This is a genomic window from Streptomyces sp. NPDC028910, assembly GCF_055564955.1.
In genome coordinates this window covers 18,235-39,292 of sequence record NZ_JBVHVF010000020.1, presented here as the reverse complement: position 1 = coordinate 39,292, position 21,058 = coordinate 18,235, and the positions used below count along the sequence as shown (strand labels likewise).

Below are 21,058 nucleotides of genomic sequence, written 5' to 3'. Positions count from 1 at the left end.
CGGATTCCGATGCGGATTCCGAGGCGTATTGCGCTGAAGCTCCCGAAGCCGCCGGCGAAGCTCGCGCCGACCCGCCGTCGCGTCCGCAGCCTCGTCCGCCGCCTCGCGTTCGCCACCGTGCTGGTGATGGCCGCCGCCCTGGCCGTCGTACAGCTCTCCGAGTCACCGAAGGTCCGGGTGACCGCGTACTTCCCGCGTACCGTTGGCATCTACCCCGGCTCCGACGTTCGCGTGCTCGGCATCCCGATCGGCGAGGTCAAGAAGATCACGCCGCAGGGTGAGCGAGTGCGCGTGGAGCTGGAGTACGACGCCCAGTACAAGGTCCCCGAGGACGCCAAGGCGGCCATCATCAACTCCTCGGTGGTCAGCGACCGTTACCTCCAGCTGCTGCCCGTCCACCGCGGCGGCCCGGCGCTGAAGAGCGGCGCGGTCATCCCCGAGGAGCGCACGGCCGTACCGGTCGAGCTGGACCGGGTCTTCGACAGCCTCCGTATGACGGCGGACGCGCTCGGCCCCCAGGGCGCCAACAAGGACGGCTCGCTCTCCCGGCTGCTCGCCGTCGGCGCGGACAACCTCCAGGGCCAGGGCGCGCAGCTGCACCAGACGGTCGAGGACCTATCGCAGGCCGTCACCACCCTGTCCGACGGCCGGCAGGACCTGTTCGGGACCGTACGGAATCTGCAGGTGTTCACCGCCGCGTTGGCGGCCGACGACGCCGACGTCCGGTCGTTCAACGACAGCCTGGCCAAGGTGGCCGAGCAACTGGCCGGGGAACGCAAGGACCTCGCCGCGGCGATCAAGCATCTCGCGGCCGCGCTCGCCGATGTGTCCGAGTTCGTGAAGCAGAACAAGAAGGACCTGACCGCCAATGTGCAAGGCCTGGCCAAGGTGACCAACGTGCTGGTCACGCAGCGCGCCGCCCTCGAGGAGCTGCTCGAAGTCGCCCCCGCCGGGCTGTCCAACCTGCAGAACGCCTACAACCCCTCGTCCGGCACGCTCGACACCCGCAGCAACCCCGAACAGCTCCACGACCCGGCCGAGCTGCTGTGCTCCCTGCTGAACACGACCGGGGAGAAGACCGACTGCCGGGATCTGAAGACCCTGTTCGACTCCCTGCCCAAGCTGCCCGCGGCCGACCCGCTCACCGGAGCGGCACTTCCCGTGGCGGGAACGGGCTCGATGGACAAGACGCTCGGCGGAATCCTGGAGGCCCGTACGTGACGTACATGAGAGCTCCGCTCAAGGCAGCCTTGTGGACGGCCGCAGGTTCGCTGCTGCTGACCGGCTGCGAGTTCAAGGGCCTGTACGACGTCCCCCTGCCCGGCGGCGCGGCCGCGGACGGGCGCAGCTACCGGGTCACGGTCGAGTTCCAGGACGTCCTCGATCTCGTCCCGCAGTCCACGGTAAAGGTCAACAACGTGACCGTCGGAGCCGTCGAGAAGGTGGAACTGGATGGGTGGCACGCCCGGGTGCGGCTGCGGATCTCCGACTCGGTCAAGCTCCCCGGCAACGCGGTCGCCGAGCTGCGCCAGACCAGCATGCTCGGTGAGAAGTACGTGTCGCTGTCGGCTCCGGCGGACACCGGGCCGGTGGGCAGGCTCACCGACGGCGCGCGGATCCCGCTCTCCCGCAGCGGCCGCAACCCCGAGATCGAAGAGGTGCTGTCCGCGCTGTCGGCCCTGCTCAACGGCGGTGGAGTGGCACAGCTCCACACCATCACCAAGGAGCTGAACAAGGCCTTGGAGGGTCGCGAGGACCGGGTGAAGTCGCTGCTCTCCGAGCTGGACACCTTCCTCGGGGGCCTCGACGCCCAGAAGAAGGAGATCATCCGTGCGCTGGAGGGCATCGACACATTGGCCGCCACCCTCGCCAAGGAGAAGAAGACGATCGACCATGCCCTCACCACCATGCCGCCCGCGCTGAAGGTGCTGGCCGACGAGCGGGCCAAGCTGACCACCATGCTCACTTCGCTGTCGAAGCTGGGTGAGACGGGCACGAAGGTGATCAACGCGTCGCGCGACGATGTGATCGCGAATCTGCGCGCGCTCCAGCCGATCCTGCAGCAGTTGAACACGGCGGGCGCCGACCTGCCCAACGCGCTGGAGCTGCTGACGACCTATCCCTTCCCGCGCAATGTGGTGGACGCGATCAAGGGCGACTACGTCAACCTCGAGGTCACCGCCGATCTCGACCTGCGCAGCGTCTACGGGAACCTGGCCGGTCAGCCTCCGAAGCCGGGCACGCCCGGCACGCCCGTGCCTCCTGGGCTGCCAGGCGTCCCGACGCCAGGGCTGCCCGGAGTCCCCGCGCTCCCGGGCCTCCCCGAACCCCCCGCCCTTCCACGGGTTCCCCAGGCCCCGAAGCCGCCCGGGACGCCAGAACTGCCCGGCGGGTCGGGTGGGTCGGGTGGGTCGGGTGGCGTCGAGCTGGGCTGCCTGCCGCTCTGCCCGTCGGCCAACCAGGCCTCGTACACCGCTTACAGCGCGGGAGACGGCAACGGTGGCCTTCCGCCGGGTGTCGACCTCGCGCTCGCCGAGCTGCTGATGAAGGGACTGGTGCCGTGATCACCCGTACGGTCAAGACCCAGCTGCTCGCCTTCACGCTCATCACCGTGATCGGGGTGTCCTACGTCGGCGCCGAGTACGCCGGACTGGCCGACCGCGTCCTGGACCGCGGATACACCGTACGGGCCGACTTCGCCGAATCGGGCGGCATCTACTCCGGGGCCGAGGTCACGTACCGGGGGGTGCCCGTGGGCCGCGTGGGCGATCTGCGGCTGACCGGCTCCGGCGGAGTCTCGGTGGGGCTGCTTCTGGAGGACTCCCCGAGGATCCCGGCGGACAGCCTGGCCGTGGTGGCGAACCGCTCGGCCGTCGGCGAGCAGTACGTGGACCTGCAGCCGCGCTCCGGCAGCGGCCCGTATCTGCGGGACGGCAGCTCCATCCCCCGCCATGACACCCGGGTGCCGATGCCCACGACGGACCTGATTCTGAGCCTGGACCGGCTGGTCAACTCGGTGGACAAGCAGGACCTGCGGATCACGGTCGACGAACTGGGCAAGGGGTTCTCCGGTACCGGCCCCCACCTGACGCGGCTGGTGGACTCGGGCAACGCCCTGGTCGAGTCGGCCTCCGATTCCCTTCCCCAGACCATCGCGCTGATCGAGGACTCCCGGAAGGTCCTGAAGACGCAGGCCGATCAAGGTTCGGCGATCACGTCCTTCTCCCGGGATCTGGCGGCGCTCACCGAGCAGTTGAAGGCGAGCGACGGTGATATCCGCGCCCTGATGGCCCACGGCACCTCCGCCGCCCAGGAGGTGGATTCCCTCATGAGGGACACCCGTCCCCACCTCCCGGTTCTGCTGGGCAACCTGATCAGCGGAGGCCAGATCACCCTCGCCCGGCTGCCCGGTGTGGAACAGATGCTGGTCACCTTCCCCGTGGTCGTCTCGGGCAGCTACACAGTGCTTCCCGGAGACGGCACGACCCACTTCGGAATGGTCGTCAACGCCGACGACCCGCCGCCCTGCCGTGCGGGGTACGGAACCCAGCGCCGCGAACCCGCCGACACCACCGACCGCCCGGCCAACACCGACGCACGCTGCACGGCCCCGCGCGGCGGCGACACGTCCGTGCGCGGCGCACAGAACGCACCGGGAAGCCGCGTACAGATCGGCTCGACGGGCGGAGCACAGACCGTATTCGGAAAGGACTCCTGGCAATGGCTGCTCGTGGGCCCCATGGCATGACCCTCATACTCGCTGTCCTGGCTGCCGTACTGATGGCTACCTCCGGCTGGCTGGGCTTCCAGCTGTACGAGCGCGATGAGGAGGACCGGCGGCACCAAGCCATCCTGGCCGCCGCCCGCCAGTCGGCGCTTAACTTCACGTCGCTCGACTACCGGCAGTACGAGCGGGACAGCAAGACCGTCCTGAACGGCGCGACCGGGGAGTTCAAGAAGCAGTTCTCGGCCCAGACCGCGGAGCTGACGAAGATCGTCGCCGAGAACAAGTCCGTCTCGGAGGGACAGATCCTCGACGCGGGTATCGCCCGGGCCGACGCCCGCACGGCCCGCGTCCTGGTGGTGGCCGACAGCAAGGTCACCAACGCCGCCGCCCCCGAGGGCACGTCCCGCAACTACCGCCTTCAGCTCGACCTCGTCTTCGAGGGCGGGCAGTGGCTGACGTCCGACGTCGAATTCGTCGGCTGACAGGAGAACCACCATGGCGAACACGACCGTTCGAGCCCGCCAACGCTCCGTGGCGGCAGCCGCGCGCGCGGCGGCCAAACGCGCCGAGCAGGCAAGCCGCCGGCAGGAGGCCGACCTGGAGCCGGCCGCCCCGGAGCCGGCGGAAACGACGCCCGCCAAGCCGGCTCGCAGCCGACCCCGTCGACTCACCGCACTACTCAGCATTGTGGTCCTGCTGGCCTTGGCCGCAACGGCCACGCTCGCCTGGAAGCACCGAGAGGCCGAGCGCACGACCGAGGCCCGCGCAGCGGCCCTGACGGCGGCCCGCAAGGCCGCCCCGGTGATCCTCTCGTACGACTACCGCCACCTGGACCGCGACTTCGCCGCGGCCCGCGGCCACCTCACAGGCCCCTTCCGCGACCAGTACAGCAAGACCACGGAGACCGTGGTGGCGCCCACTGCCAAGACCTACAGCGGAGTGGTGAAAGCCGCCATCGCGACCGGCGACGCCACCCCGGCGGCATCGGTGATCTCAGCATCCCCGAACAAGGCCGTCGTCCTGCTCTTCATGAACCAGCTCACCACCAGCACCCAGATCGCCACCCCCCGTCTCGACCTCAACCGCGTCCGCATGACCCTCGTCCGCACTCCACAAGGCTGGAAGGTCAGCGCTGTAGACGCGCTGTGACCGGGGCCCGGGAGCGGTTACTCGCTGGTTGACTCGTTGTGCGGGTGGCCCGCCCTATCGGCCTTCCTTCATCCAGTCCGCGACCCGTTCGGCGATCACGATGGTGTTGGTGTTGGTGTTGGTGTCGGTGTCGGTGTCGGCCCGGACCACGTCGGGCATCACCGAGGCCTCGCGCAGGCGCGCCGAACGCCACCACAGGCACCCGCGGCATCGGCAACGCTCTCGACGCCGGCATCCGTACCGCGGCCGGAGACGATGACGTCAACATCGTCGGCGCCCTCACCGGATCGGTGGCCTGGGTATCAGTCCGGGCGGTGGTGGTCACTCAGCGATGCCGATGCAAATCAGACTCGCGCTCGTAGTCGTCATTCGCCGGATCTAGAGCCAGTCCCGACGCTTAAAAATGAGGTACAAACTGAGACAAACAACCGCCATAAGGGCCACAGCGAAGGGATATCCGAACACCCAGCGTAGCTCTGGCATGGCTTCGAAGTTCATGCCGTAGATAGTTCCAACCAGTGTGGGTGCAAACAGAATTGCTGCCCAACTTGAGATCTTCTTGATCTCCTCGTTCTGTTCGAAGCCGGCTTCGGCCAAGGCGCGCATCTCGGCGTTCTGTTGTTGGGAGACCAGGGTGGCATTGACCGTCAGGATCTCGGTGAGGGCCTGGCGGAAGCCGTCCACGCGTTCGCTGGTGTGCGTGACGTGGTCGGCCACGTCGCGGAGGTAGCGCTGGAGCTCCTCGTCCGTGCCGTACTTCGCGAAGCCCGCCATCAGGCCGTGGAGCATGCCGACCAGGGGGCGGGTGGCGCGTTGGAACTCGACCATTTCGCGGGAGAGTTCGTAGATGCGGCGGGAGACCGCGGGGTCGCCTCGGAAGACCTCCGTCTCGATCTCGTCGATGTCGGTCTGGACGCCCTCGACGACCGGGGCGTAGCCGTCGACCACCGCGTCGAGGATGGCGTACAGGGCGGCCTCCGGGCCGAGGGAGAGCAGCTCCGGGTTCTGCTCCATGCGGCGACGTACGTTGGAGAGGTCGGGCGCGCCGCCGTGGCGGACCGTGATCAGGAAGTCCGGGCCGACGAAGATGTGCAGCTCGCCGAAGTCGACCTCCTCCTGGGCGTCGAGGTAGCGGGCGGCCCGCAGGACGACGAAGAGGGTGTCGCCGTAGCGCTCCAGCTTGGGGCGCTGGTGGGCTTCCAGGGCGTCCTCGACGGCGAGTTCGTGGAGGTTGAACTCGGCGGCGAGGGAATGGAGTTCGGGCTCGGTGGGGCGGTGCAGGCCGATCCAGGCCATCCCGTCGGGCTCTTCGCGCAACTGCCGGAAGGTGTCGGCCAGGGTGGCGGGGGAGGCGACGCGGCGGCCGTCGCGGTAGACGGCCGAGTCGATCAGGCTGCGGTGGTTCGGGGGAGTGGGCGCCGGTGGCGCGGGCTGTGCGGCGGACGGGGGTCCCGCCGGGGGTGCGGTGGCCGGGGTGGCGGGGCGGCGCCATCCCGGGCGCTTCGCGGCGGACGGCGGCGAGGGGCGGCGGTCTGGACGCTCCGACATCGCAGGTCAGCTCCCGGTCGAACGTGCGTTTAGCGGCAAGAGGCAGGATATAGGGGTAAAGGGTAGTAAGGGGCTGCCGGGCTGCCGAGGCCTCCCCGCCCCGCCCCGCCCCGTCCCGTCCCTCCCCGCCCCGCTGCGCGGCGGGGAGGGCTGCGGGTGGCCTGTTCCGCGCCGTCCCCGTTACCCGTAGCCGTCCCCGTTACCCGTAGCCGTAGCCGTAGCCGTCGCCTCGCCCTCGCCCTCGCCCTTCGTCTTTGGTGTGGGTTGCGGACAGAAGGTGTCCGCAAGGGGGGTTAGCTTGCTGTCATGGCCTCCAGGACGACGCATCCCGTACTCGCCACCCGCGCTCTGAACCGTGCCACGCTCGCCCGCCAGTTGCTGCTGAGCCGCGCCGAGATGACCGCTCAGGACGCCGTCACGCACCTGCTCGGGCTCCAGGCGCAGAACGTGAAACCTCCCTACTTCCAGCTCCACGCCCGCCTCGCCGGTTTCCGGCCCGCCGAACTGGCCGGGCTCATGGAGTCCCGGGCGGTCGTCCGGATGGTCAGCATGCGCTCCACGATCCACACCCACACCGCGCACGACGCCCTGACCCTGCGCCCGCTCGTCCAGCCGGCCCGCGACCGGGAGGTCAACTACTTCCGGAAAGGGCTCGTCGGAGTGGATCTGGACCGGCTGGCGGAACGGGCCCGCGCCTTCGTCGAGAGCGGGCCGCGCACCATGGGCGAGATCCGCGCGGAACTGCTGAAGGAGTGGCCCGACGCCGACCCGCAGTCCCTCTCCGTCGCCGCGCGCTGCCGGCTGCCGCTGGTCCAGGTCACGCCGCGCGGCGTGTGGGGGCGCAGCGGGCAGGTCCGGCTGACGACCGTGGAGGACTGGCTCGGGCAGCCCGCCGGGACGCCGCAGCCCGTGGACGAGGTGGTGCTGCGCTACCTCGCCGCCTTCGGGCCCGCCTCCGTCAAGGACATGCAGGTCTGGGCCGGGCTGACCCGGCTGCGCGAGGCCTTCGAACGGCTACGGCCGGGCCTCCTGGTCTTCCGTGACGAGAACGGCGTGGAACTCTTCGACCTCCCCGACGCGCCCCGCCCCGACGCGGACACCCCGGCGCCGCCGCGCTTCCTCCCGGAATTCGACAACCTCCTGCTCTCGCACGCCGACCGCAGCCGCGTGGTTCCCCCCGAGGTCAAGGGACGGACCTGGACCGGTAACCAGGCCCACCGCACCCTGCTCGTCGACGGGTTCCTCGCCGGCCTGTGGAGGCTGGAGGGGGCGGTCCTCACCGTCGAGCTGTTCGGCCGGGTCTCGAGGGCGACGAAGGAGGAGATCGTCGCAGAGGGGGAGCGGATGATCGCCGACATGGCCGAGCCCACCGAGCCCACCGAGCCCACCGAGGCCGCCGCACGATGCTCCGTCCGCTTCGGGGTGTCCAACCGCTGATGCGCCGACCGGCCCGGCCGGCCGGCGGAGTGAGCGGAACAGTCCCGGAACGGTCAACTCGCGGCTGACGCCGCCCTGGTGGTCCGTACACCGAACGCGGCACGATGCCTGCCATGACGACCGAAGGCACAGGCACGCAGAACACACAGAACACACGGGACAGCGGCAGCGCCACCGCCCGGTTCCTGGCAGCACGGGACTTCCTGCTGGAACGCCGCGGTGACTACGAGGCCGCCCGCACCGGATTCACCTGGCCCCGCCCCCGCCACTTCAACTGGGCCCTCGACTGGTTCGACCACATCGCCCAGGGGAACGACGCCGACGCCCTGCGCATCGCCGAGGAGGACGGCACCACTCAGGGCGTCTCTTTCGCGGAGCTGGCCGTACGGTCGGACGCGGCCGCCAACTGGCTGCGCGAGCAGGGCGTCGCACCCGGCGACCGGATCCTCGTCATGCTCGGCAACCAGCGCGAGCTGTGGGAGGTCATGCTCGGCGCGATGAAACTGCGCGCCGTCGTCATCCCCGCCACGCCCCTGCTCGGCCCGGCCGACCTGAGCGACCGGGTCCAGCGCGGCCACGTACGCCACGTCATCGCGCGCGCGGAGGACACGGCCAAGTTCGACGAGGTGCCGGGCGGCTACACCCGGATCGCCGCCGGGCCGCAGGTCCCCGCCGGCTGGCTGCGGCTGGCGGACACCCAAGCCGCCGACAGCGACTTCACCCCCGACGGGGAGACCCTCGCCACCGACCCGCTGATGCTGTACTTCACCTCCGGCACCACCGCCCGCCCCAAGCTCGTCGAGCACACGCATGCCTCGTACCCCATCGGGCACCTCTCGACCATGTACTGGCTCGGGCTGCGCCCCGGCGACGTGCACCTCAACATCGCCTCGCCCGGGTGGGCCAAGCACGCCTGGTCCAACCTCTTCGCGCCCTGGAACGCCGGCGCGACCGTGTTCGTCCACAACTACACCCGCTTCGACGCCGAGCGGCTGATGTCCGAGATGGACCGGCACGGCGTGACCACCTTCTGCGCCCCGCCCACCGTGTGGCGGATGCTGATCCAGTCCGACCTCTCCAAGCTGGCCCGGCCCCCGCGCGAGGCCGTCGCCGCCGGTGAGCCGCTCAACCCGGAGGTCATCGAGAAGGTCCGCGCGGCCTGGGGCGTCACCATCCGCGACGGGTTCGGCCAGACCGAGACCACGCTCCAGATCGGCAACTTCCCCGGGGTGCCCGTCAAGCCCGGCTCCATGGGCCGCCCGGCGCCCGGCTACGAGATCGTCCTGCTGGACCCGGTCACCGGTAAGGAGTCCCCCGACGAGGGTGAACTGTGCGTGGACCTGCGCACCCGGCCCGCCGGGGTGACGACCGGTTACCGCGACGACCCGGAGCGCACCGCCGAGGCCATGGCGGACGGGCTGTACCGCACCGGCGACATCGCCGCGCGCGACGCCGACGGGTACCTCACCTACATCGGGCGCTCCGACGACGTCTTCAAGGCCTCTGACTACAAGATCAGCCCGTTCGAGCTGGAGAGCGCCCTGCTGGAGCACGAGGCGGTCGCCGAGGCCGCCGTCGTCCCGGCCCCGGACGAGCTGCGGCTGGCGGTCCCGAAGGCGTACGTCACGCTCGCCGGCGGCTGGGAGCCCGGGCCGGAGACGGCCCGGGTGCTGTTCGAGCACTCCCGCGCGGTGCTGTCCCCGTACAAGAGGATCCGCCGCATCGAGTTCGGCGAGCTCCCGAAGACCGTGTCCGGCAAGATCCGCCGGGTGGAGCTGCGGGAACTCACCGCCGCCGGCTCGGCGGGGGAGTACCACGAGGCCGACCTCGGTCGAGCCGGGTCGAGCTGAGCTGCTGCCCGGGGCCGGCCGCGAGGTCAGCCGGCCCGAGCGGAGGCGTTACGCGGGCAGGTGCGCCTCGATGGCGGCGATGACCTCGGGGGACTCGGGCTCGGTGCGCGGGCGGAAGCGCGCCACGACCTCGCCGGCGGGGGATATCAGGAACTTCTCGAAGTTCCACTGGATATCCCCCGCCTCGCCCTCCGCGTCGGGGGTCTTCACCAGCTCCTGGTAGAGCGGGTGCCGGTTCTCGCCGTTGACCTCGGACTTCTCCAGGATCGGGAAGGTGACGCCGAAACCGGCCGCGCAGAACGTCTGGATGTCGTCGGCGTTGCCGGGCTCCTGCTCGCCGAACTGGTTGCAGGGCACGCCGATGACCGTGAAGCCCTTCTCCTCGTACTTGAACTGCAGGCGGGCCAGTCCCGAGTACTGCGGGGTGAGCCCGCACTGCGAGGCGGTGTTCACCAGGAGGATCGCCTTGCCCTTGTGGGCCGCGAGGCTGGTGGGCTCGTCGGACAGGGTGGTCAGCGGGATGTCGTACAGGCTCATCGGACGCTCCTCGGCGGGAAAGAGTAGGAAGGCAGGAAGGGCAGGAAGGGTATGGAGGCAGGAAGGGCAGGCCCAGGCTGACGGGTGACGAAAGTCGTCCCCGAGCTTAGGCGGTGCCGGGCCCGAGCCCGAGCCCGAGCTAGGCCCCCGATGCGACCAGCTCGTCCGCCGGGTCGTTGACCGGCTGGGGCATGCCCGTGAGGTCCATGACGAACAGCGGTATCCCGAGATCGTCCGCGCGGGTGCGGGCGTCCTCCGTGTACCCGGCGAGCGAGAAGTAGACGCTGGTCGCGGAAGCTGTCAGTCCGTTCAGCCAGACGCACTCCACCGCCCGCAGGCCGGCCGGTGCGGTGGTCGGGTCCACCTGGGCGACCAGCCCCGGAGCCCGCAGGTCCACGGCCGCCGAGGGGATCGGGCGCCCGTCGGGCTGCCGTACGTCCTGGAAGCCGAGCCAGCGCAGGTACAGCGCGGCCGTGACCACCGCGTCTCGGGCCGTACGGATGGTCACCGGCCGGAACGCGGGTCGCGGCGGCACCGGTGCGGCCGGCGGGAGCGGCGTGCGCGCCGGGTGCCCGGTGGCGGGCCCGTCGCCGCGCGGATCCGCCCGGCCGGCGGACCGGGCCGGGCCCGCCCGGCCAGCGGGGCTCCCCGCGCCCTGACCCGAGCCCGCCTCCTGCTCCGCGGCCCCGCCCGCGTCCGCCCCGGCGCCCGCGCCCGTGCCCGTGCCCATGCCCCGACCCGCCGCGGCGCCGTCGGCCCGTACGTCGCCGGAGGCCTGCCCGGGCGCCTCGTCCCGTACGCCGGCACCGCCCGCGGGCTCCACCCGCTCCGGCGGGTGGACCGGAAGCCGCACCACCGTCCCGCACGATCCGCACCCCAGCTCGGGCTGCGGCCACTCGCTCTCCCGCCCGCAGGACGTGCACCGCACCGCCACCCAGGTGTCCGACCAGGTGCGATGCGTCAGCGGCACCGGTGGCGCCGCGAGGTCCAGCGGGGGATGGACCGGGCTTCCGCAGGCGCACGGGAAGACCGGGGCGGTGTAGCCGTTCTCGCGCAGGCACGCCGGGCAGCGCACCGGTACCGCTTCCGCCATGAGACCTGGACCCCCTCCATCGCTGTGCGTAGGTACATGCTCCACCACCGGCGACCACGGGGGCGAGGGCGCACGCCATTTCGGGGGTTTTCCCGTCGGCGGATCGGTCATTTGTGCAACTCGCCGAGCGAGATGCGGCTTTTGGTGGCTTCCGGGGTCCCCTACCGCCTTGACGCCGAAGGAGCCGCCGCTTAGCTTGTTCCGTATAGCAGAACAAAACTTCCGGATGACGGAAAAGCCTGACCGCCAGACTCGCAGGAGAACCTGATGCCTCGTATGACAGCCGCCGCCGCTGCAGTTGAGATCCTCAAGCTCGAGGGTGTCGAACAAGCATTCGGCGTGCCCGGTGCTGCGATCAACCCGTTCTACCGCGAGCTCAAGAACGTGGGCGGTATCGGCCACACGCTGGCCCGCCACGTCGAGGGCGCCTCGCACATGGCCGAGGGCTACACGCGGGCCAAGGCGGGCAACATCGGTGTCTGCATCGGTACCTCGGGCCCGGCCGGCACGGACATGATCACCGGCCTGTACTCCGCGATCGCGGACTCGATCCCGATCCTGTGCATCACCGGTCAGGCTCCGGTCTCGAAGCTCCACAAGGAGGACTTCCAGGCCGTCGACATCGCCTCGATCGCCAAGCCGGTCACCAAGAAGGCCACCACGGTCCTGGAGGCCGCGCAGGTCCCGGGCGTGTTCCAGGAGGCCTTCCACCTGATGCGCTCCGGCCGTCCCGGCCCGGTCCTGATCGACCTCCCGATCGACGTCCAGCTCACCGAGATCGAGTTCGACCCGGAGACCTACCAGCCGCTGCCGGTCTACAAGCCGCGCGCCAGCCGCGCCCAGGCCGAGAAGGCCCTGCGGTTCCTGCTGGACTCCGAGCGTCCGCTGATCGTCGCCGGTGGCGGCATCATCAACGCCGACGCCTCCGACCTGCTGGTCGAGTTCGCCGAGCTGACCAACATTCCGGTCATCTCCACCCTCATGGGCTGGGGCACCATCCCGGACGACCACGAGCTGAGCGCCGGCATGGTCGGTGTCCAGACCTCGCACCGCTACGGCAACGCGACCTTCCTCGAGTCGGACTTCGTCCTCGGCATCGGCAACCGCTGGGCCAACCGTCACACCGGTTACAACCTGGACGCCTACACCAAGGGCCGTAAGTTCGTCCACGTCGACATCGAGCCCACCCAGATCGGCAAGATCTTCGCCCCGGACTTCGGCATCGCCTCCGACGCCAAGGCCGCGCTGGAGCTCTTCATCGAGGTCGCGAAGGACCTCAAGGCCGAGGGCAAGCTGCCGGACTTCTCCGCCTGGGCCGAGTCCGCCCAGGAGCGCAAGGCCACCCTGCAGCGCCGTACGCACTTCGACAACATCCCCATGAAGCCGCAGCGCGTCTACGAGGAGATGAACAAGGCCTTCGGCCCGGAGACGCGTTACGTCACCACCATCGGCCTCTCCCAGATCGCCGGCGCGCAGATGCTGCACGTCTACAAGCCCCGCAACTGGATCAACTGCGGCCAGGCCGGCCCGCTCGGCTGGACCATCCCGGCCGCGATCGGTGCCGCCACCGCCGACCCGGAGACCCCGATCGTCGCCCTGTCCGGCGACTACGACTTCCAGTTCATGATCGAGGAGCTCGCGGTCGCCGCGCAGCACAAGGTCCCCTACGTCCACGTCCTGGTGAACAACGCCTACCTGGGCCTGATCCGTCAGGCGCAGGGCGGCCTGGGCATCAACTTCGAGGTCAACCTCGAGTTCGAGAACATCAACACCCCGGAGATCGGCGTCTACGGCGTCGACCACGTCAAGGTCGCCGAGGGCCTGGGCGTCAAGGCGATCCGCGTGACCGACCCGGACAAGCTGGGCGAGGCCTTCGAGGAGGCCAAGAAGCTGGCGCAGGAGTTCCAGGTCCCGGTCGTCGTCGAGGCCATCCTGGAGCGCATCACGAACATCTCGATGAGCAAGACGGTCGACATGAGCGACGTCACCGAGTTCGAGGAGCTCGCGACCGAGCCGGGCCACGCCCCGACCGCGATCAAGGCCCTCAAGGTCTGACCTACGGGTCCGGAAGTACACGACGACCCCCGTCCCTCCATCAGGAGGGGCGGGGGTCGTTCTGCGTTTCGCGGGCCGTCAGGAGCTGTCCGGAGCGCCCTGGGGCTCTTCGGAGCTGCCTGGGGCCGTCAGGGGCTGTCCGGAGCTGTACGAGGCCGTCCAGGCCTATCCAGGGTGCGGGCCGAGTTCCGCGTCCACCGCGCCGGTCAGCAGCTCCCGGGCCCGGTCCAGGGTCAGGGATCCGCTCAGCCAGCGCTCGCTGAGGCCCTCCACCAGGGCGGTGAGCCGCTCGGCGGCGTCCAGCGGCGTGACGTGCAGGTCGGCGAGGCCGGCCGCCTGGGCGTCCGAGATGGCGTCCGCGGTGTCCTGGGACCAGGAGCGGGTGGAGTCGGCCAGGGTCGCGCGCAGGTCGGCGTCGAAGACGGCACTGGCCCGCAGCTCGCCCCAGGCGGTGCTGTTCTCGCGGACCCGCGGGGTGTCCTGGAGCTCGCTCAGCAGCAGGTGCAGAAGTACGGTACGGGCATCCTCGGCGCCCTTGAGGGCCTCGTCGGTATAGCCGGTGGCCCGGTCGCTGATGAAGGCGAGAGTGCGCCGGATCAGGCCGGCCCGGTCCTTGAAGTGGTAGTAGATGAGCGCGGTGGACACCCCGGCCTCGGCCGCCAGGTCCTCCACGCGCAGGCCTCTGACACCGTTGCGCGCGATGACTCGTACGGCTGCTTCCAAGATCAACGCCTGGCGGTCGGCCACTCTCGCGCACCTTTCGGTCGGTCACCCTTTGACTGAGCTTTCAGTCAGGGCCACACGGTAGCCGCCACCCGACGCCCTGACTGAATTCTCAGTCTCTCCAGCGACGGAACGACGGAACGACGGAACGAGGGAACGACAAAGCGCCGAGTCACGGGACCGTCCGTGACTCGGCGCTCTGGTTGTTACCGCCCGACGGAGCGAGGCTGGCGCGACAGGACGTTCGCACCGCCGGGCGGAGTCGGAGGCTCTCGGCGTACAGGGGACTCTGTGCGTGGCCCCTGTACAGAGAGGAATGGCTGGGACCGTGGCGGGCGGGCGACGAGAACTCCGGCGCCGTCTCCCTCAGGTCAAGAGACGGGCCTCGGAACCCATTACCACCGCACTGGCTCGCACGCCCGCCACGGTCCTCGTCCTGCCCTCACCGCGTACCACCCCTCATCCGGGTCCACGGGTCGGGCTCAGCACCCGGGGCCTGACCTCCCGTCAGGCCCCCGGTACAGCTGTGTGGCTCAGGCGTCGCGCAGGGCGCGAACGGCCTCCTCGACGCGCTTGCCGTAGTCGGCGTCCGCGGCGTGGAAGTGAGCCAGGTTCTTCTCGATGACGTCCTCGAGGGTGACCTGAGACAGACCGCCGGCGATGTTCGCCACCAGACGCTGCTTCTCGGCCTCCGACATCAGGCGGTAGAGCTCACCGGCCTGGAAGAAGTCGTCGTCCTTGGTGTGGGCCGGGGCCTCGTGGGTGCCCGTGTAGCCGGAGACGGCCTTCGGGGCGCCGAGCGCCAGACCGGTCTCGGCCGGGCCCTGGTACGAGTTGGGCTCGTAGTTCTTGTCGTGGCGCGAGCCGTTGCGCAGCGCCATGACACCGTCGCGGCCGTAGTTGTCGGCCTTCGTCGCCTTCGGGGCGTTGACCGGCAGCTGGGTGTGGTTCACACCGAGGCGGTAGCGCTGGGCGTCGGCGTACGCGAAGAGACGGCCCTGGAGCATCTTGTCCGGCGAGGCGGTGATGCCCGGGACGAAGTTGTTCGGGGAGAAGGCGGACTGCTCGACCTCGGCGAAGACGTTGTCCGGGTTGCGGTCGAGGACCAGACGGCCCACGCGCTGCAGCGGGTAGTCGCTGTGCGGCCACACCTTGGTGAGGTCGAACGGGTTGAAGCGGTAGTCCGCGGCCTCGGCGGCGGGCATGATCTGGACGTAGAGGGTCCAGCTCGGGTTCACACCGCGCTCGATCGCCTGGAGCAGGTCGGTCTGGTGCGAGTTCGGGTCCTTGCCGACGAGCTCGGCGGCCTGCTCGCCCGACAGGCAGCGGATGCCCTGGTTCGTCTTGAAGTGGTACTTGACGAAGAAGGCCTCGCCCGACTCGTTGGTCCACTGGTACGTGTGGGAGCCGTAGCCGTTCATGTGACGGTACGACGCGGGGATACCGCGGTCACCCATCAGCCAGGTGATCTGGTGCGTCGCCTCGGGGGCGTGCGCCCAGAAGTCCCAGACGTTGTCCGGCTCCTGCTTGCCCGTGAAGGGGTCGCGCTTCTGGGAGTGGATGAAGTCGGGGAACTTGATCGGGTCCTTGATGAAGAACACCGGGGTGTTGTTGCCGACGAGGTCGTAGTTGCCCTCTTCGGTGTAGAACTTCAGCGCGAAGCCGCGCGGGTCGCGGACGGCGTCCGCGCCACCCAGCGAGTCGGCGACGGTGGAGAACCGCAGGAAGGTCTCGGTCTTCTTGCCGACCGTGTTCAGGAACGCGGCGCTGGTGTACGCGGTGACGTCGTCGGTCACCTCGAAGTAGCCGTACGCGGCCGAGCCGCGGGCGTGCACCACGCGCTCCGGGATGCGCTCACGGTTGAAGCGGGCAAGCTTCTCAAGGAGCTGCTGGTCCTGGACCAGGAGCGGGCCACCGACGCCGGCGGTGGCGGAGTTCTGATTGTCGGCGACCGGGGCGCCGGACTCGGTCGTCAGCGTGCGCTTCGACATGGTGACCTTCCGTACGGGTAACTGCTGACGGAAAGCGTCTTCCGTCATGCGGAACAGCCTAATTTCGGCGAGAACTAAACGTCAACAGTTTGTTGAACAAAGATGGAGAGAGGTGATCCGGACGGTGCCGGCGCTTGGGCGCGACAGGACAGGTGTCAGCACCGGCACCATCCGGAAACTCAGGTCCCCCAGGGGGGAGGGTGTTCGGCCGGTCAGACCTGCGAGCCGGAGAGGCGCTCGACGGCACGCAGCAGGGCCGAGTGGTCCAGGCCACCGTCACCCTGGGCGCGCAGCGAGGCGACCAGCTGGGCGACGACCGCGCCGACGGGCAGGGCCGCACCGACGTTGCGGGCGGCGTCGGTGACGATGCCCATGTCCTTGTGGTGCAGGTCGATCCGGAAACCGGGCTTGAAGTCGCGGTTCAGGAAGTTGTCCTTCTTGCGGGTCAGGACCGTGGAGCCGGCCAGACCGCCGTTCAGGACGTCCAGGGCGGCCTGGAGGTTCACGCCGGACTTCTCGAGGAAGACGACGGCCTCGGCGCACGCCTGGATGTTCACCGCGACGATGAGCTGGTTGGCGGCCTTCACCGTCTGGCCGGAGCCGTGCGGGCCACAGAGCACGATGGTCTTGCCGAGGGCCTGGAGGACCGGCAGGGCCTCGTCGAAGTCGGCCTGCTCGCCACCCACCATGATCGACAGGACGGCCTCGATGGCGCCGGCCTCGCCGCCGGACACCGGGGCGTCGATGACGCGGATGCCCTTCTCGGCGGCGTTCTTCGCGAGGTCGATCGAGGTCTGCGGGGTGATCGACGACATGTCGATGATCAGCGCGCCGGACTTCGCGTTCTCCAGGATGCCGTTCTCACCGTAGGAGATGGCCTCGACCTGCGGGGAGGCGGGCACCATCGTGATGATGACGTCGGCGTCCTTGACGGCCTCGGCGATCGAGCCGGCCGCGGTACCGCCGGCGGCGGCCAGGCGGTCCAGCTTGTCCTGCTCCAGGGTGAAGCCGGTGACCGAGTAGCCGGCCTTCAGGAGGTTCTCGGCCATGGGGGAGCCCATGATGCCGAGACCGATCCAGGCGATCGACGGGAGCGCAGTGGGGTTGCTCATGATGAGGGTCCTTCTCTTAATGCTTCGTACGAAAAGTTCGTGACGTGCCTGGCTGATCGCCTGGACTTTGTCCGCTTACTTCGCGGCGCGGGCCTCGGCCGGCAGCCACTCGAAGGAGGCGGCAGCGTCGGCGGCCTTGTACTCCAGGCCTACGTAGCCCTCGTATCCGGCCTTCTTCAGCTGGTCGAGCAGCTCCTCGAGGGGCAGCTCGCCGGTGCCGGGGGCACCTCGCCCGGGCTTGTCCGCGATCTGGACGTGCCCGGTCTTGGCGGCGTACTTTTCGATGACCTCGGAGAGGTCCTCATCGTTCATCGCCAGGTGGTACAGGTCGAGCAGGAACTTGGCGTTGCCGAGGCCGGTGGCCGCGTTCACCTTGTCCACTACCTCGATGCCGGCCGGGGCGCTCACCAGCGGGTAGAGCGGCGACTCGGGCTTGTTGAGGGTCTCGATCAGGAGGATCGCGCCGACGCGGTCCGCGGCCTGAGCCGCCACGACCAGGTTCTTCAGGGCGAGCTCGTCCTGGACGGCCGGGTCCACGCCTTCGACGCGGTTGCCGTAGAGGGCGTTCAGCGCCTTGCAGCCGACCGAGGCCGCGAAGTCGGCGGCCACGTTGATGTTGGCGTTGAAGCGCTCCGACTCCTCACCGGGAACCGACACCGCGCCGCGGTCCGGGCCCGGCAGCTGGCCGGCGTAGAAGTTCAGGCCCACCAGCTGGGTGCCGGCGTCCTCAAGAGCCTTCTTGAGGGCGTCGAGCTCCTCCTGTGCGGGGGTGGGGGTCTCGATCCAGGGCCACCACAGCTCGACCGCCGTGAAGCCCGCCGCGGCGGCAGCCGCGGGACGCTCCAGGAGCGGGAGTTCCGTGAAGAGGATCGAAAGGTTTACATCGAAGCGCTGGTCCGTGTATCCCATGAGGGGTGTGCGCTCCTTCCGTATTGCGGAAGTTAGTTTCTGCTTGATGGAAGACTGCAAGCAGGTCGCCGCACTTGTCAAGTACGGGCTGCCGAAAAGTCCTGAGTGCCGGGTAGCTTGACGGCGTGCGATTGAGAGTGGAGTTCACGACCGAGCCCTTCGACCTCGAAGAGGCCCCTGCCCATGCCGTGGCCGCCCGCGAGGTCATCCAGAAGGCCCAGCTGGACGCGGTGGACGTCGGCCCGTTCGGCAACACCGCCGAAGGCGAGGCCGACCGGGTACTGGCCGCGGTGGGCGCGCTGCTGCGCGACTCCCTGGAGGCCGGAGCCACCCGCGTCTCGCTCCAGGTCAATGTGATCGGGGGAGACACGCCATGACCGAGCCCCGCGACCACCCCTTCGTCACCGCGGTCAAGCCGCTGGTGGACGCCATGGGCGGCGAGCTGATGGATCCGGCCCAGGCGCAGCCCGACGACGTCGTGCTCACCTGGGAGGGTCAGGACCTGCTGGCCGTGCGCCTGCCGCAGCTCTCCGACTCGCTGGACCACATCCTGGCGGCCCTGGAGCGCCGGCACGGCGTACCGTTGTCGCAGCTCGACCGGAAGTCCAAGCAGGACGTCGTACGGATACTGGAGGCGCGGGGCGCCTTCTCCGTGCGGCACGGCGTGGAAACGGTCGCGGGCGCCCTGGGCGTAAGCCGTTTCACGGTCTACAACTACTTGAACCGGGATTCCAACGCCCCGAAAGGTCCCGGTAAGAGCAGCCAAGAGTGAAAGATTCCTGACCCACGGTGACGAGCCGCCGCCCAATTCACCCGGGCGGCGGCTTTTGTGTACGGGAAGTTTCAACAAAGTGTTGACGCCGTGTTGCGGAGGGCGTTAGCTATGCGCAGCCCGTCAAAGCAACAACAGGCCACGGAGGCCTACCGTGACTTCGAGTCCGACCCCGGGTCTCACCCGGTTCAACACCTTGGACGACAGCGCGGCCACGGCCGAGCTGCACGAGGTGTGCGCCAGCTCGGCGTGGGGGAGCAAGCTGCTCGCCCAGCGCCCCTTCGCCACCGCAGAGTCCCTGTTCGCCGCGAACGAAGCCGCCATGGCGGAGCTCACCGCGGAGGACCTGGGCGAAGCGATGGCAGGCCACGCGCCGATCGGCCGGCCGAAGCCGGGAGACCCGACCTCCGCCCGCGAGCAGCGTGGCATGGCCGGTGCCTCGGAGGAGCTCAAGAACGAGCTCCTCGAACTGAACCTGGCGTACCAGGAGAAGTTCGGCCACGTCTTCCTCATCTGCGCCACCGGTGCGACCGGTGAGTTCATGCGGGACGCGGTCAAGGTCCGGATCGACAACTCGCCGGAGCAGGAGCGGGAAATCGCCCGCGGCGAGCTCGTCAAGATCAACCGGATCCGCCTGACCCGCCTCGTGGAACTCGTAGAAGGAGAGTGAGACCGAAGCATGAGCACTGAGACCACCGCGTCGGTGTCCACGCACATCCTGGACACCAGCATCGGCAAGCCCGCCGAGGGCGTCGCCATCTCCCTGTCGGCCCGCGCGGGCCTCGACGGGGAGTGGGCGGCCCTGGGCGGCTCCGCCACCGATGCGGACGGGCGCTGCAAGGACCTGCCGGCCCTGCCGGAGGGCACCACCCACGTGCGTCTCGACTTCGAGACCGAGACGTACTTCTTTAATAAGCACAGTTCCAAGAAGCAAGCCGAGGCGCAGCAGGACGCCCCCCGCGTAAGGGACAGCGGTGCGTTTTTCCCGGAAGTGACGATCACCTTCGCGGTCACTCCTGGCGAGCATTACCACGTACCGCTGCTGCTCAACCCGTTCGGCTACTCCGTTTACCGAGGGAGCTAGCATGGCCACGATTCTGGGCCAGAACCAGTACGGCAAAGCAGAGAACCGCGTCGTCAAGATCACGCGGGACGGCGACACGCACCACATCAAGGACCTGAACGTCTCGGTCGCCCTCTCCGGCGACATGGACGACGTCCACTACTCCGGCTCGAACGCCAACGTCCTGCCGACGGACACCACCAAGAACACGGTGTACGCGTTCGCCAAGGAGTACGGCATCGAGTCCGCCGAGCAGTTCGGCATCCACCTGGCGCGCTGGTTCGTCAACAGCCAGGAGCCGATCAAGAAGGCGCGCATCCGGATCGAGGAGTACGCCTGGGACCGGATCGCCACCTCGGACGCCAACAGCAAGTTCATCGGCTCCGACGAGGTGAACCACTCCTTCGTCCGCCAGGGCGCGGAGACCCGCGTCACCCAGATCACGTACGACGGCACGAACTGGGAGGTCATCTCCGGCCTCAAGGACCTCGTCGTCATGAACTCCACGAACTCCGAGTTCTGGGGTTACGTGAAGGACAAGTACACGACGCTGAAGGAGGCCTACGACCGCATCCTGGCCACCCAGGTGTCGGCTCGCTGGCGCTTCAACTGGTCGGACGACGAGCAGCGGATGCCCAACTGGGAGAAGTCCTACGCCGAGACCCGCAAGCACATGCTGCAGGCCTTCGCGGAGACCTACTCCCTGTCGCTGCAGCAGACCCTGTACCAGATGGGTTCGCGCATCATCAACCACCGTTCGGAGATCGACGAGGTCCGCTTCTCGCTCCCGAACAAGCACCACTTCCTCGTGGACCTTGAGCCCTTCGGCCTCAAGAACGACAACGAGGTGTACTTCGCCGCGGACCGCCCGTACGGTCTGATCGAGGCCACGGTCCTGCGGGACGGCGTAGACGCCCGCATCCCCGTGGACATGACCAACCTCTGACACGGCACGCCCGTCCCGGGGCACCGCAGTGGCCCCGGGACGGCGCGACACCCTTCAGCTTCCTGAATCGGCACCCGGACGCAACACTCGGGGCGGCAGTACTGTCAGCTGTCAAGGCCCCCGGCTCCGGCACTCAAATCCCCTGG

20 protein-coding genes are annotated in these 21,058 nt (G+C 69.1%); 13 read left to right on the top strand and 7 right to left on the bottom strand.

Translation table 11 applies throughout. The features are described 5' to 3' along the window. Window positions 1-9: 9 nt before the first annotated feature. From ACZ4TV_RS23495 to ACZ4TV_RS23475, 5 genes are read left to right on the top strand one after another with little or no spacing between them, the layout of a single operon-like run. A complete protein-coding gene (locus ACZ4TV_RS23495; protein ID WP_468136714.1) occupies window positions 10-1,221 on the top strand; it encodes an MCE family protein in 1,212 nt (403 codons plus the stop codon). A gap of 5 nt (window positions 1,222-1,226) precedes the next feature. Further along, on the top strand, window positions 1,227-2,564 hold the full coding sequence (locus tag ACZ4TV_RS23490; protein ID WP_468136816.1) for an MCE family protein: 1,338 nt from the start codon (window positions 1,227-1,229) through the stop codon (window positions 2,562-2,564). Next, a complete protein-coding gene (locus ACZ4TV_RS23485; protein WP_468136713.1) occupies window positions 2,561-3,748 on the top strand; it encodes an MCE family protein in 1,188 nt (395 codons plus the stop codon). The genes ACZ4TV_RS23490 and ACZ4TV_RS23485 overlap by 4 nt, the downstream gene beginning before the upstream one ends. Beyond that, the gene (locus ACZ4TV_RS23480; protein ID WP_468136712.1) at window positions 3,745-4,209 is read left to right on the top strand and encodes a hypothetical protein; all 465 of its coding nucleotides are present in this window, start codon (window positions 3,745-3,747) and stop codon (window positions 4,207-4,209) included. Before ACZ4TV_RS23485 ends, ACZ4TV_RS23480 begins: the two co-directional genes overlap by 4 nt. Window positions 4,210-4,222: 13 nt before the next feature. After that, window positions 4,223-4,876: a hypothetical protein gene (locus ACZ4TV_RS23475; protein WP_468136710.1), complete on the top strand. Its 654-nt coding sequence runs from the start codon at window positions 4,223-4,225 to the stop codon at window positions 4,874-4,876. A 378-nt stretch (window positions 4,877-5,254) separates the two neighbouring features. Here the strand turns inward: ACZ4TV_RS23475 and ACZ4TV_RS23470 are convergent, their stop codons facing one another. Then, entirely contained in the window at window positions 5,255-6,424 is a 1,170-nt protein-coding gene (locus ACZ4TV_RS23470) for a magnesium and cobalt transport protein CorA (RefSeq protein ID WP_468136709.1), read from the bottom strand. Window positions 6,425-6,730: 306 nt separating this feature from the next. Between ACZ4TV_RS23470 and ACZ4TV_RS23465 the strand changes: the two genes are divergently transcribed. Together ACZ4TV_RS23465 and ACZ4TV_RS23460 are read left to right on the top strand one after the other, a co-directional pair. Then, the gene (locus tag ACZ4TV_RS23465; protein WP_468136707.1) at window positions 6,731-7,861 is read left to right on the top strand and encodes a winged helix DNA-binding domain-containing protein; all 1,131 of its coding nucleotides are present in this window, start codon (window positions 6,731-6,733) and stop codon (window positions 7,859-7,861) included. Window positions 7,862-7,974: 113 nt separating this feature from the next. Further along, entirely contained in the window at window positions 7,975-9,711 is a 1,737-nt protein-coding gene (locus tag ACZ4TV_RS23460) for an AMP-binding protein (protein ID WP_468136705.1), read from the top strand. Window positions 9,712-9,759: 48 nt separating this feature from the next. Here ACZ4TV_RS23460 and ACZ4TV_RS23455 read toward each other — a convergent pair whose 3' ends face one another. Together ACZ4TV_RS23455 and ACZ4TV_RS23450 are read right to left on the bottom strand one after the other, a co-directional pair. After that, window positions 9,760-10,248, bottom strand: a complete 489-nt coding sequence (locus ACZ4TV_RS23455; protein WP_360900855.1) for a glutathione peroxidase — start codon at window positions 10,246-10,248, stop codon at window positions 9,760-9,762. A 139-nt stretch (window positions 10,249-10,387) separates the two neighbouring features. After that, window positions 10,388-11,341: a hypothetical protein gene (locus ACZ4TV_RS23450; RefSeq protein WP_468136704.1), complete on the bottom strand. Its 954-nt coding sequence runs from the start codon at window positions 11,339-11,341 to the stop codon at window positions 10,388-10,390. A gap of 267 nt (window positions 11,342-11,608) precedes the next feature. Between ACZ4TV_RS23450 and gcl the strand changes: the two genes are divergently transcribed. Continuing rightward, window positions 11,609-13,396 carry a glyoxylate carboligase gene (gcl, locus tag ACZ4TV_RS23445; protein WP_468136703.1) on the top strand — a complete coding sequence of 596 codons (1,788 nt, stop codon included), beginning with the start codon at window positions 11,609-11,611 and terminating at the stop codon, window positions 13,394-13,396. A gap of 165 nt (window positions 13,397-13,561) precedes the next feature. On the opposite strand, the gene ACZ4TV_RS23440 is transcribed toward gcl, so the two are convergent. The 4 genes from ACZ4TV_RS23440 to ACZ4TV_RS23425 form a co-directional block, all read right to left on the bottom strand. Next, window positions 13,562-14,143, bottom strand: a complete 582-nt coding sequence (locus ACZ4TV_RS23440) for a TetR/AcrR family transcriptional regulator (protein ID WP_468136702.1) — start codon at window positions 14,141-14,143, stop codon at window positions 13,562-13,564. Between the two features lie 509 nt (window positions 14,144-14,652). Beyond that, window positions 14,653-16,110: a catalase gene (locus ACZ4TV_RS23435; RefSeq protein WP_468136814.1), complete on the bottom strand. Its 1,458-nt coding sequence runs from the start codon at window positions 16,108-16,110 to the stop codon at window positions 14,653-14,655. Window positions 16,111-16,322: 212 nt separating this feature from the next. Then, complete coding sequence (locus tag ACZ4TV_RS23430; protein WP_468136701.1) at window positions 16,323-17,222, bottom strand: 2-hydroxy-3-oxopropionate reductase; 900 nt, start codon at window positions 17,220-17,222, stop codon at window positions 16,323-16,325. A gap of 75 nt (window positions 17,223-17,297) precedes the next feature. Then, window positions 17,298-18,131, bottom strand: a complete 834-nt coding sequence (locus tag ACZ4TV_RS23425) for a TIM barrel protein (protein WP_468136699.1) — start codon at window positions 18,129-18,131, stop codon at window positions 17,298-17,300. A 125-nt stretch (window positions 18,132-18,256) separates the two neighbouring features. On the opposite strand from ACZ4TV_RS23425, the gene ACZ4TV_RS23420 reads away from it, so the two are divergent. The 5 genes from ACZ4TV_RS23420 to pucL all read left to right on the top strand — a co-directional run bounded on the left by ACZ4TV_RS23420 (window position 18,257) and on the right by pucL (window position 20,912). After that, window positions 18,257-18,508: a thiamine-binding protein gene (locus ACZ4TV_RS23420; RefSeq protein WP_468136698.1), complete on the top strand. Its 252-nt coding sequence runs from the start codon at window positions 18,257-18,259 to the stop codon at window positions 18,506-18,508. After that, the gene (locus tag ACZ4TV_RS23415; RefSeq protein ID WP_468136697.1) at window positions 18,505-18,903 is read left to right on the top strand and encodes a helix-turn-helix domain-containing protein; all 399 of its coding nucleotides are present in this window, start codon (window positions 18,505-18,507) and stop codon (window positions 18,901-18,903) included. Before ACZ4TV_RS23420 ends, ACZ4TV_RS23415 begins: the two co-directional genes overlap by 4 nt. A 154-nt stretch (window positions 18,904-19,057) precedes the next feature. Then, on the top strand, window positions 19,058-19,573 hold the full coding sequence (gene uraD, locus ACZ4TV_RS23410) for a 2-oxo-4-hydroxy-4-carboxy-5-ureidoimidazoline decarboxylase (protein ID WP_468136696.1): 516 nt from the start codon (window positions 19,058-19,060) through the stop codon (window positions 19,571-19,573). A 9-nt stretch (window positions 19,574-19,582) separates the two neighbouring features. Next, a complete protein-coding gene (gene uraH / locus ACZ4TV_RS23405; protein WP_468136695.1) occupies window positions 19,583-19,987 on the top strand; it encodes a hydroxyisourate hydrolase in 405 nt (134 codons plus the stop codon). Between the two features lies 1 nt (window position 19,988). Then, on the top strand, window positions 19,989-20,912 hold the full coding sequence (gene pucL, locus ACZ4TV_RS23400; RefSeq protein WP_468136694.1) for a factor-independent urate hydroxylase: 924 nt from the start codon (window positions 19,989-19,991) through the stop codon (window positions 20,910-20,912). The last annotated feature ends 146 nt before the right edge of the window (window positions 20,913-21,058 follow it).

What these genes read in the sequence shown, in the direction of transcription:
- ACZ4TV_RS23475 (WP_468136710.1), top strand. Translation starts at nt 4,223, where the DNA reads ATGGCGAACACGACCGTTCGAGCCCGCCAACGCTCCGTGGCGGCAGCC.
- ACZ4TV_RS23435 (WP_468136814.1), bottom strand. Translation starts at nt 16,110, where the DNA reads ATGTCGAAGCGCACGCTGACGACCGAGTCCGGCGCCCCGGTCGCCGAC.
- gcl (WP_468136703.1), top strand. Translation starts at nt 11,609, where the DNA reads ATGCCTCGTATGACAGCCGCCGCCGCTGCAGTTGAGATCCTCAAGCTC.
- ACZ4TV_RS23490 (WP_468136816.1), top strand. Translation starts at nt 1,227, where the DNA reads ATGAGAGCTCCGCTCAAGGCAGCCTTGTGGACGGCCGCAGGTTCGCTG.
- ACZ4TV_RS23450 (WP_468136704.1), bottom strand. Translation starts at nt 11,341, where the DNA reads ATGGCGGAAGCGGTACCGGTGCGCTGCCCGGCGTGCCTGCGCGAGAAC.
- ACZ4TV_RS23430 (WP_468136701.1), bottom strand. Translation starts at nt 17,222, where the DNA reads ATGAGCAACCCCACTGCGCTCCCGTCGATCGCCTGGATCGGTCTCGGC.
- ACZ4TV_RS23495 (WP_468136714.1), top strand. Translation starts at nt 10, where the DNA reads ATGCGGATTCCGAGGCGTATTGCGCTGAAGCTCCCGAAGCCGCCGGCG.
- ACZ4TV_RS23480 (WP_468136712.1), top strand. Translation starts at nt 3,745, where the DNA reads ATGACCCTCATACTCGCTGTCCTGGCTGCCGTACTGATGGCTACCTCC.
- ACZ4TV_RS23470 (WP_468136709.1), bottom strand. Translation starts at nt 6,424, where the DNA reads ATGTCGGAGCGTCCAGACCGCCGCCCCTCGCCGCCGTCCGCCGCGAAG.
- pucL (WP_468136694.1), top strand. Translation starts at nt 19,989, where the DNA reads ATGGCCACGATTCTGGGCCAGAACCAGTACGGCAAAGCAGAGAACCGC.
- ACZ4TV_RS23425 (WP_468136699.1), bottom strand. Translation starts at nt 18,131, where the DNA reads ATGGGATACACGGACCAGCGCTTCGATGTAAACCTTTCGATCCTCTTC.
- uraH (WP_468136695.1), top strand. Translation starts at nt 19,583, where the DNA reads ATGAGCACTGAGACCACCGCGTCGGTGTCCACGCACATCCTGGACACC.
- ACZ4TV_RS23415 (WP_468136697.1), top strand. Translation starts at nt 18,505, where the DNA reads ATGACCGAGCCCCGCGACCACCCCTTCGTCACCGCGGTCAAGCCGCTG.
- ACZ4TV_RS23455 (WP_360900855.1), bottom strand. Translation starts at nt 10,248, where the DNA reads ATGAGCCTGTACGACATCCCGCTGACCACCCTGTCCGACGAGCCCACC.
- ACZ4TV_RS23465 (WP_468136707.1), top strand. Translation starts at nt 6,731, where the DNA reads ATGGCCTCCAGGACGACGCATCCCGTACTCGCCACCCGCGCTCTGAAC.
- ACZ4TV_RS23460 (WP_468136705.1), top strand. Translation starts at nt 7,975, where the DNA reads ATGACGACCGAAGGCACAGGCACGCAGAACACACAGAACACACGGGAC.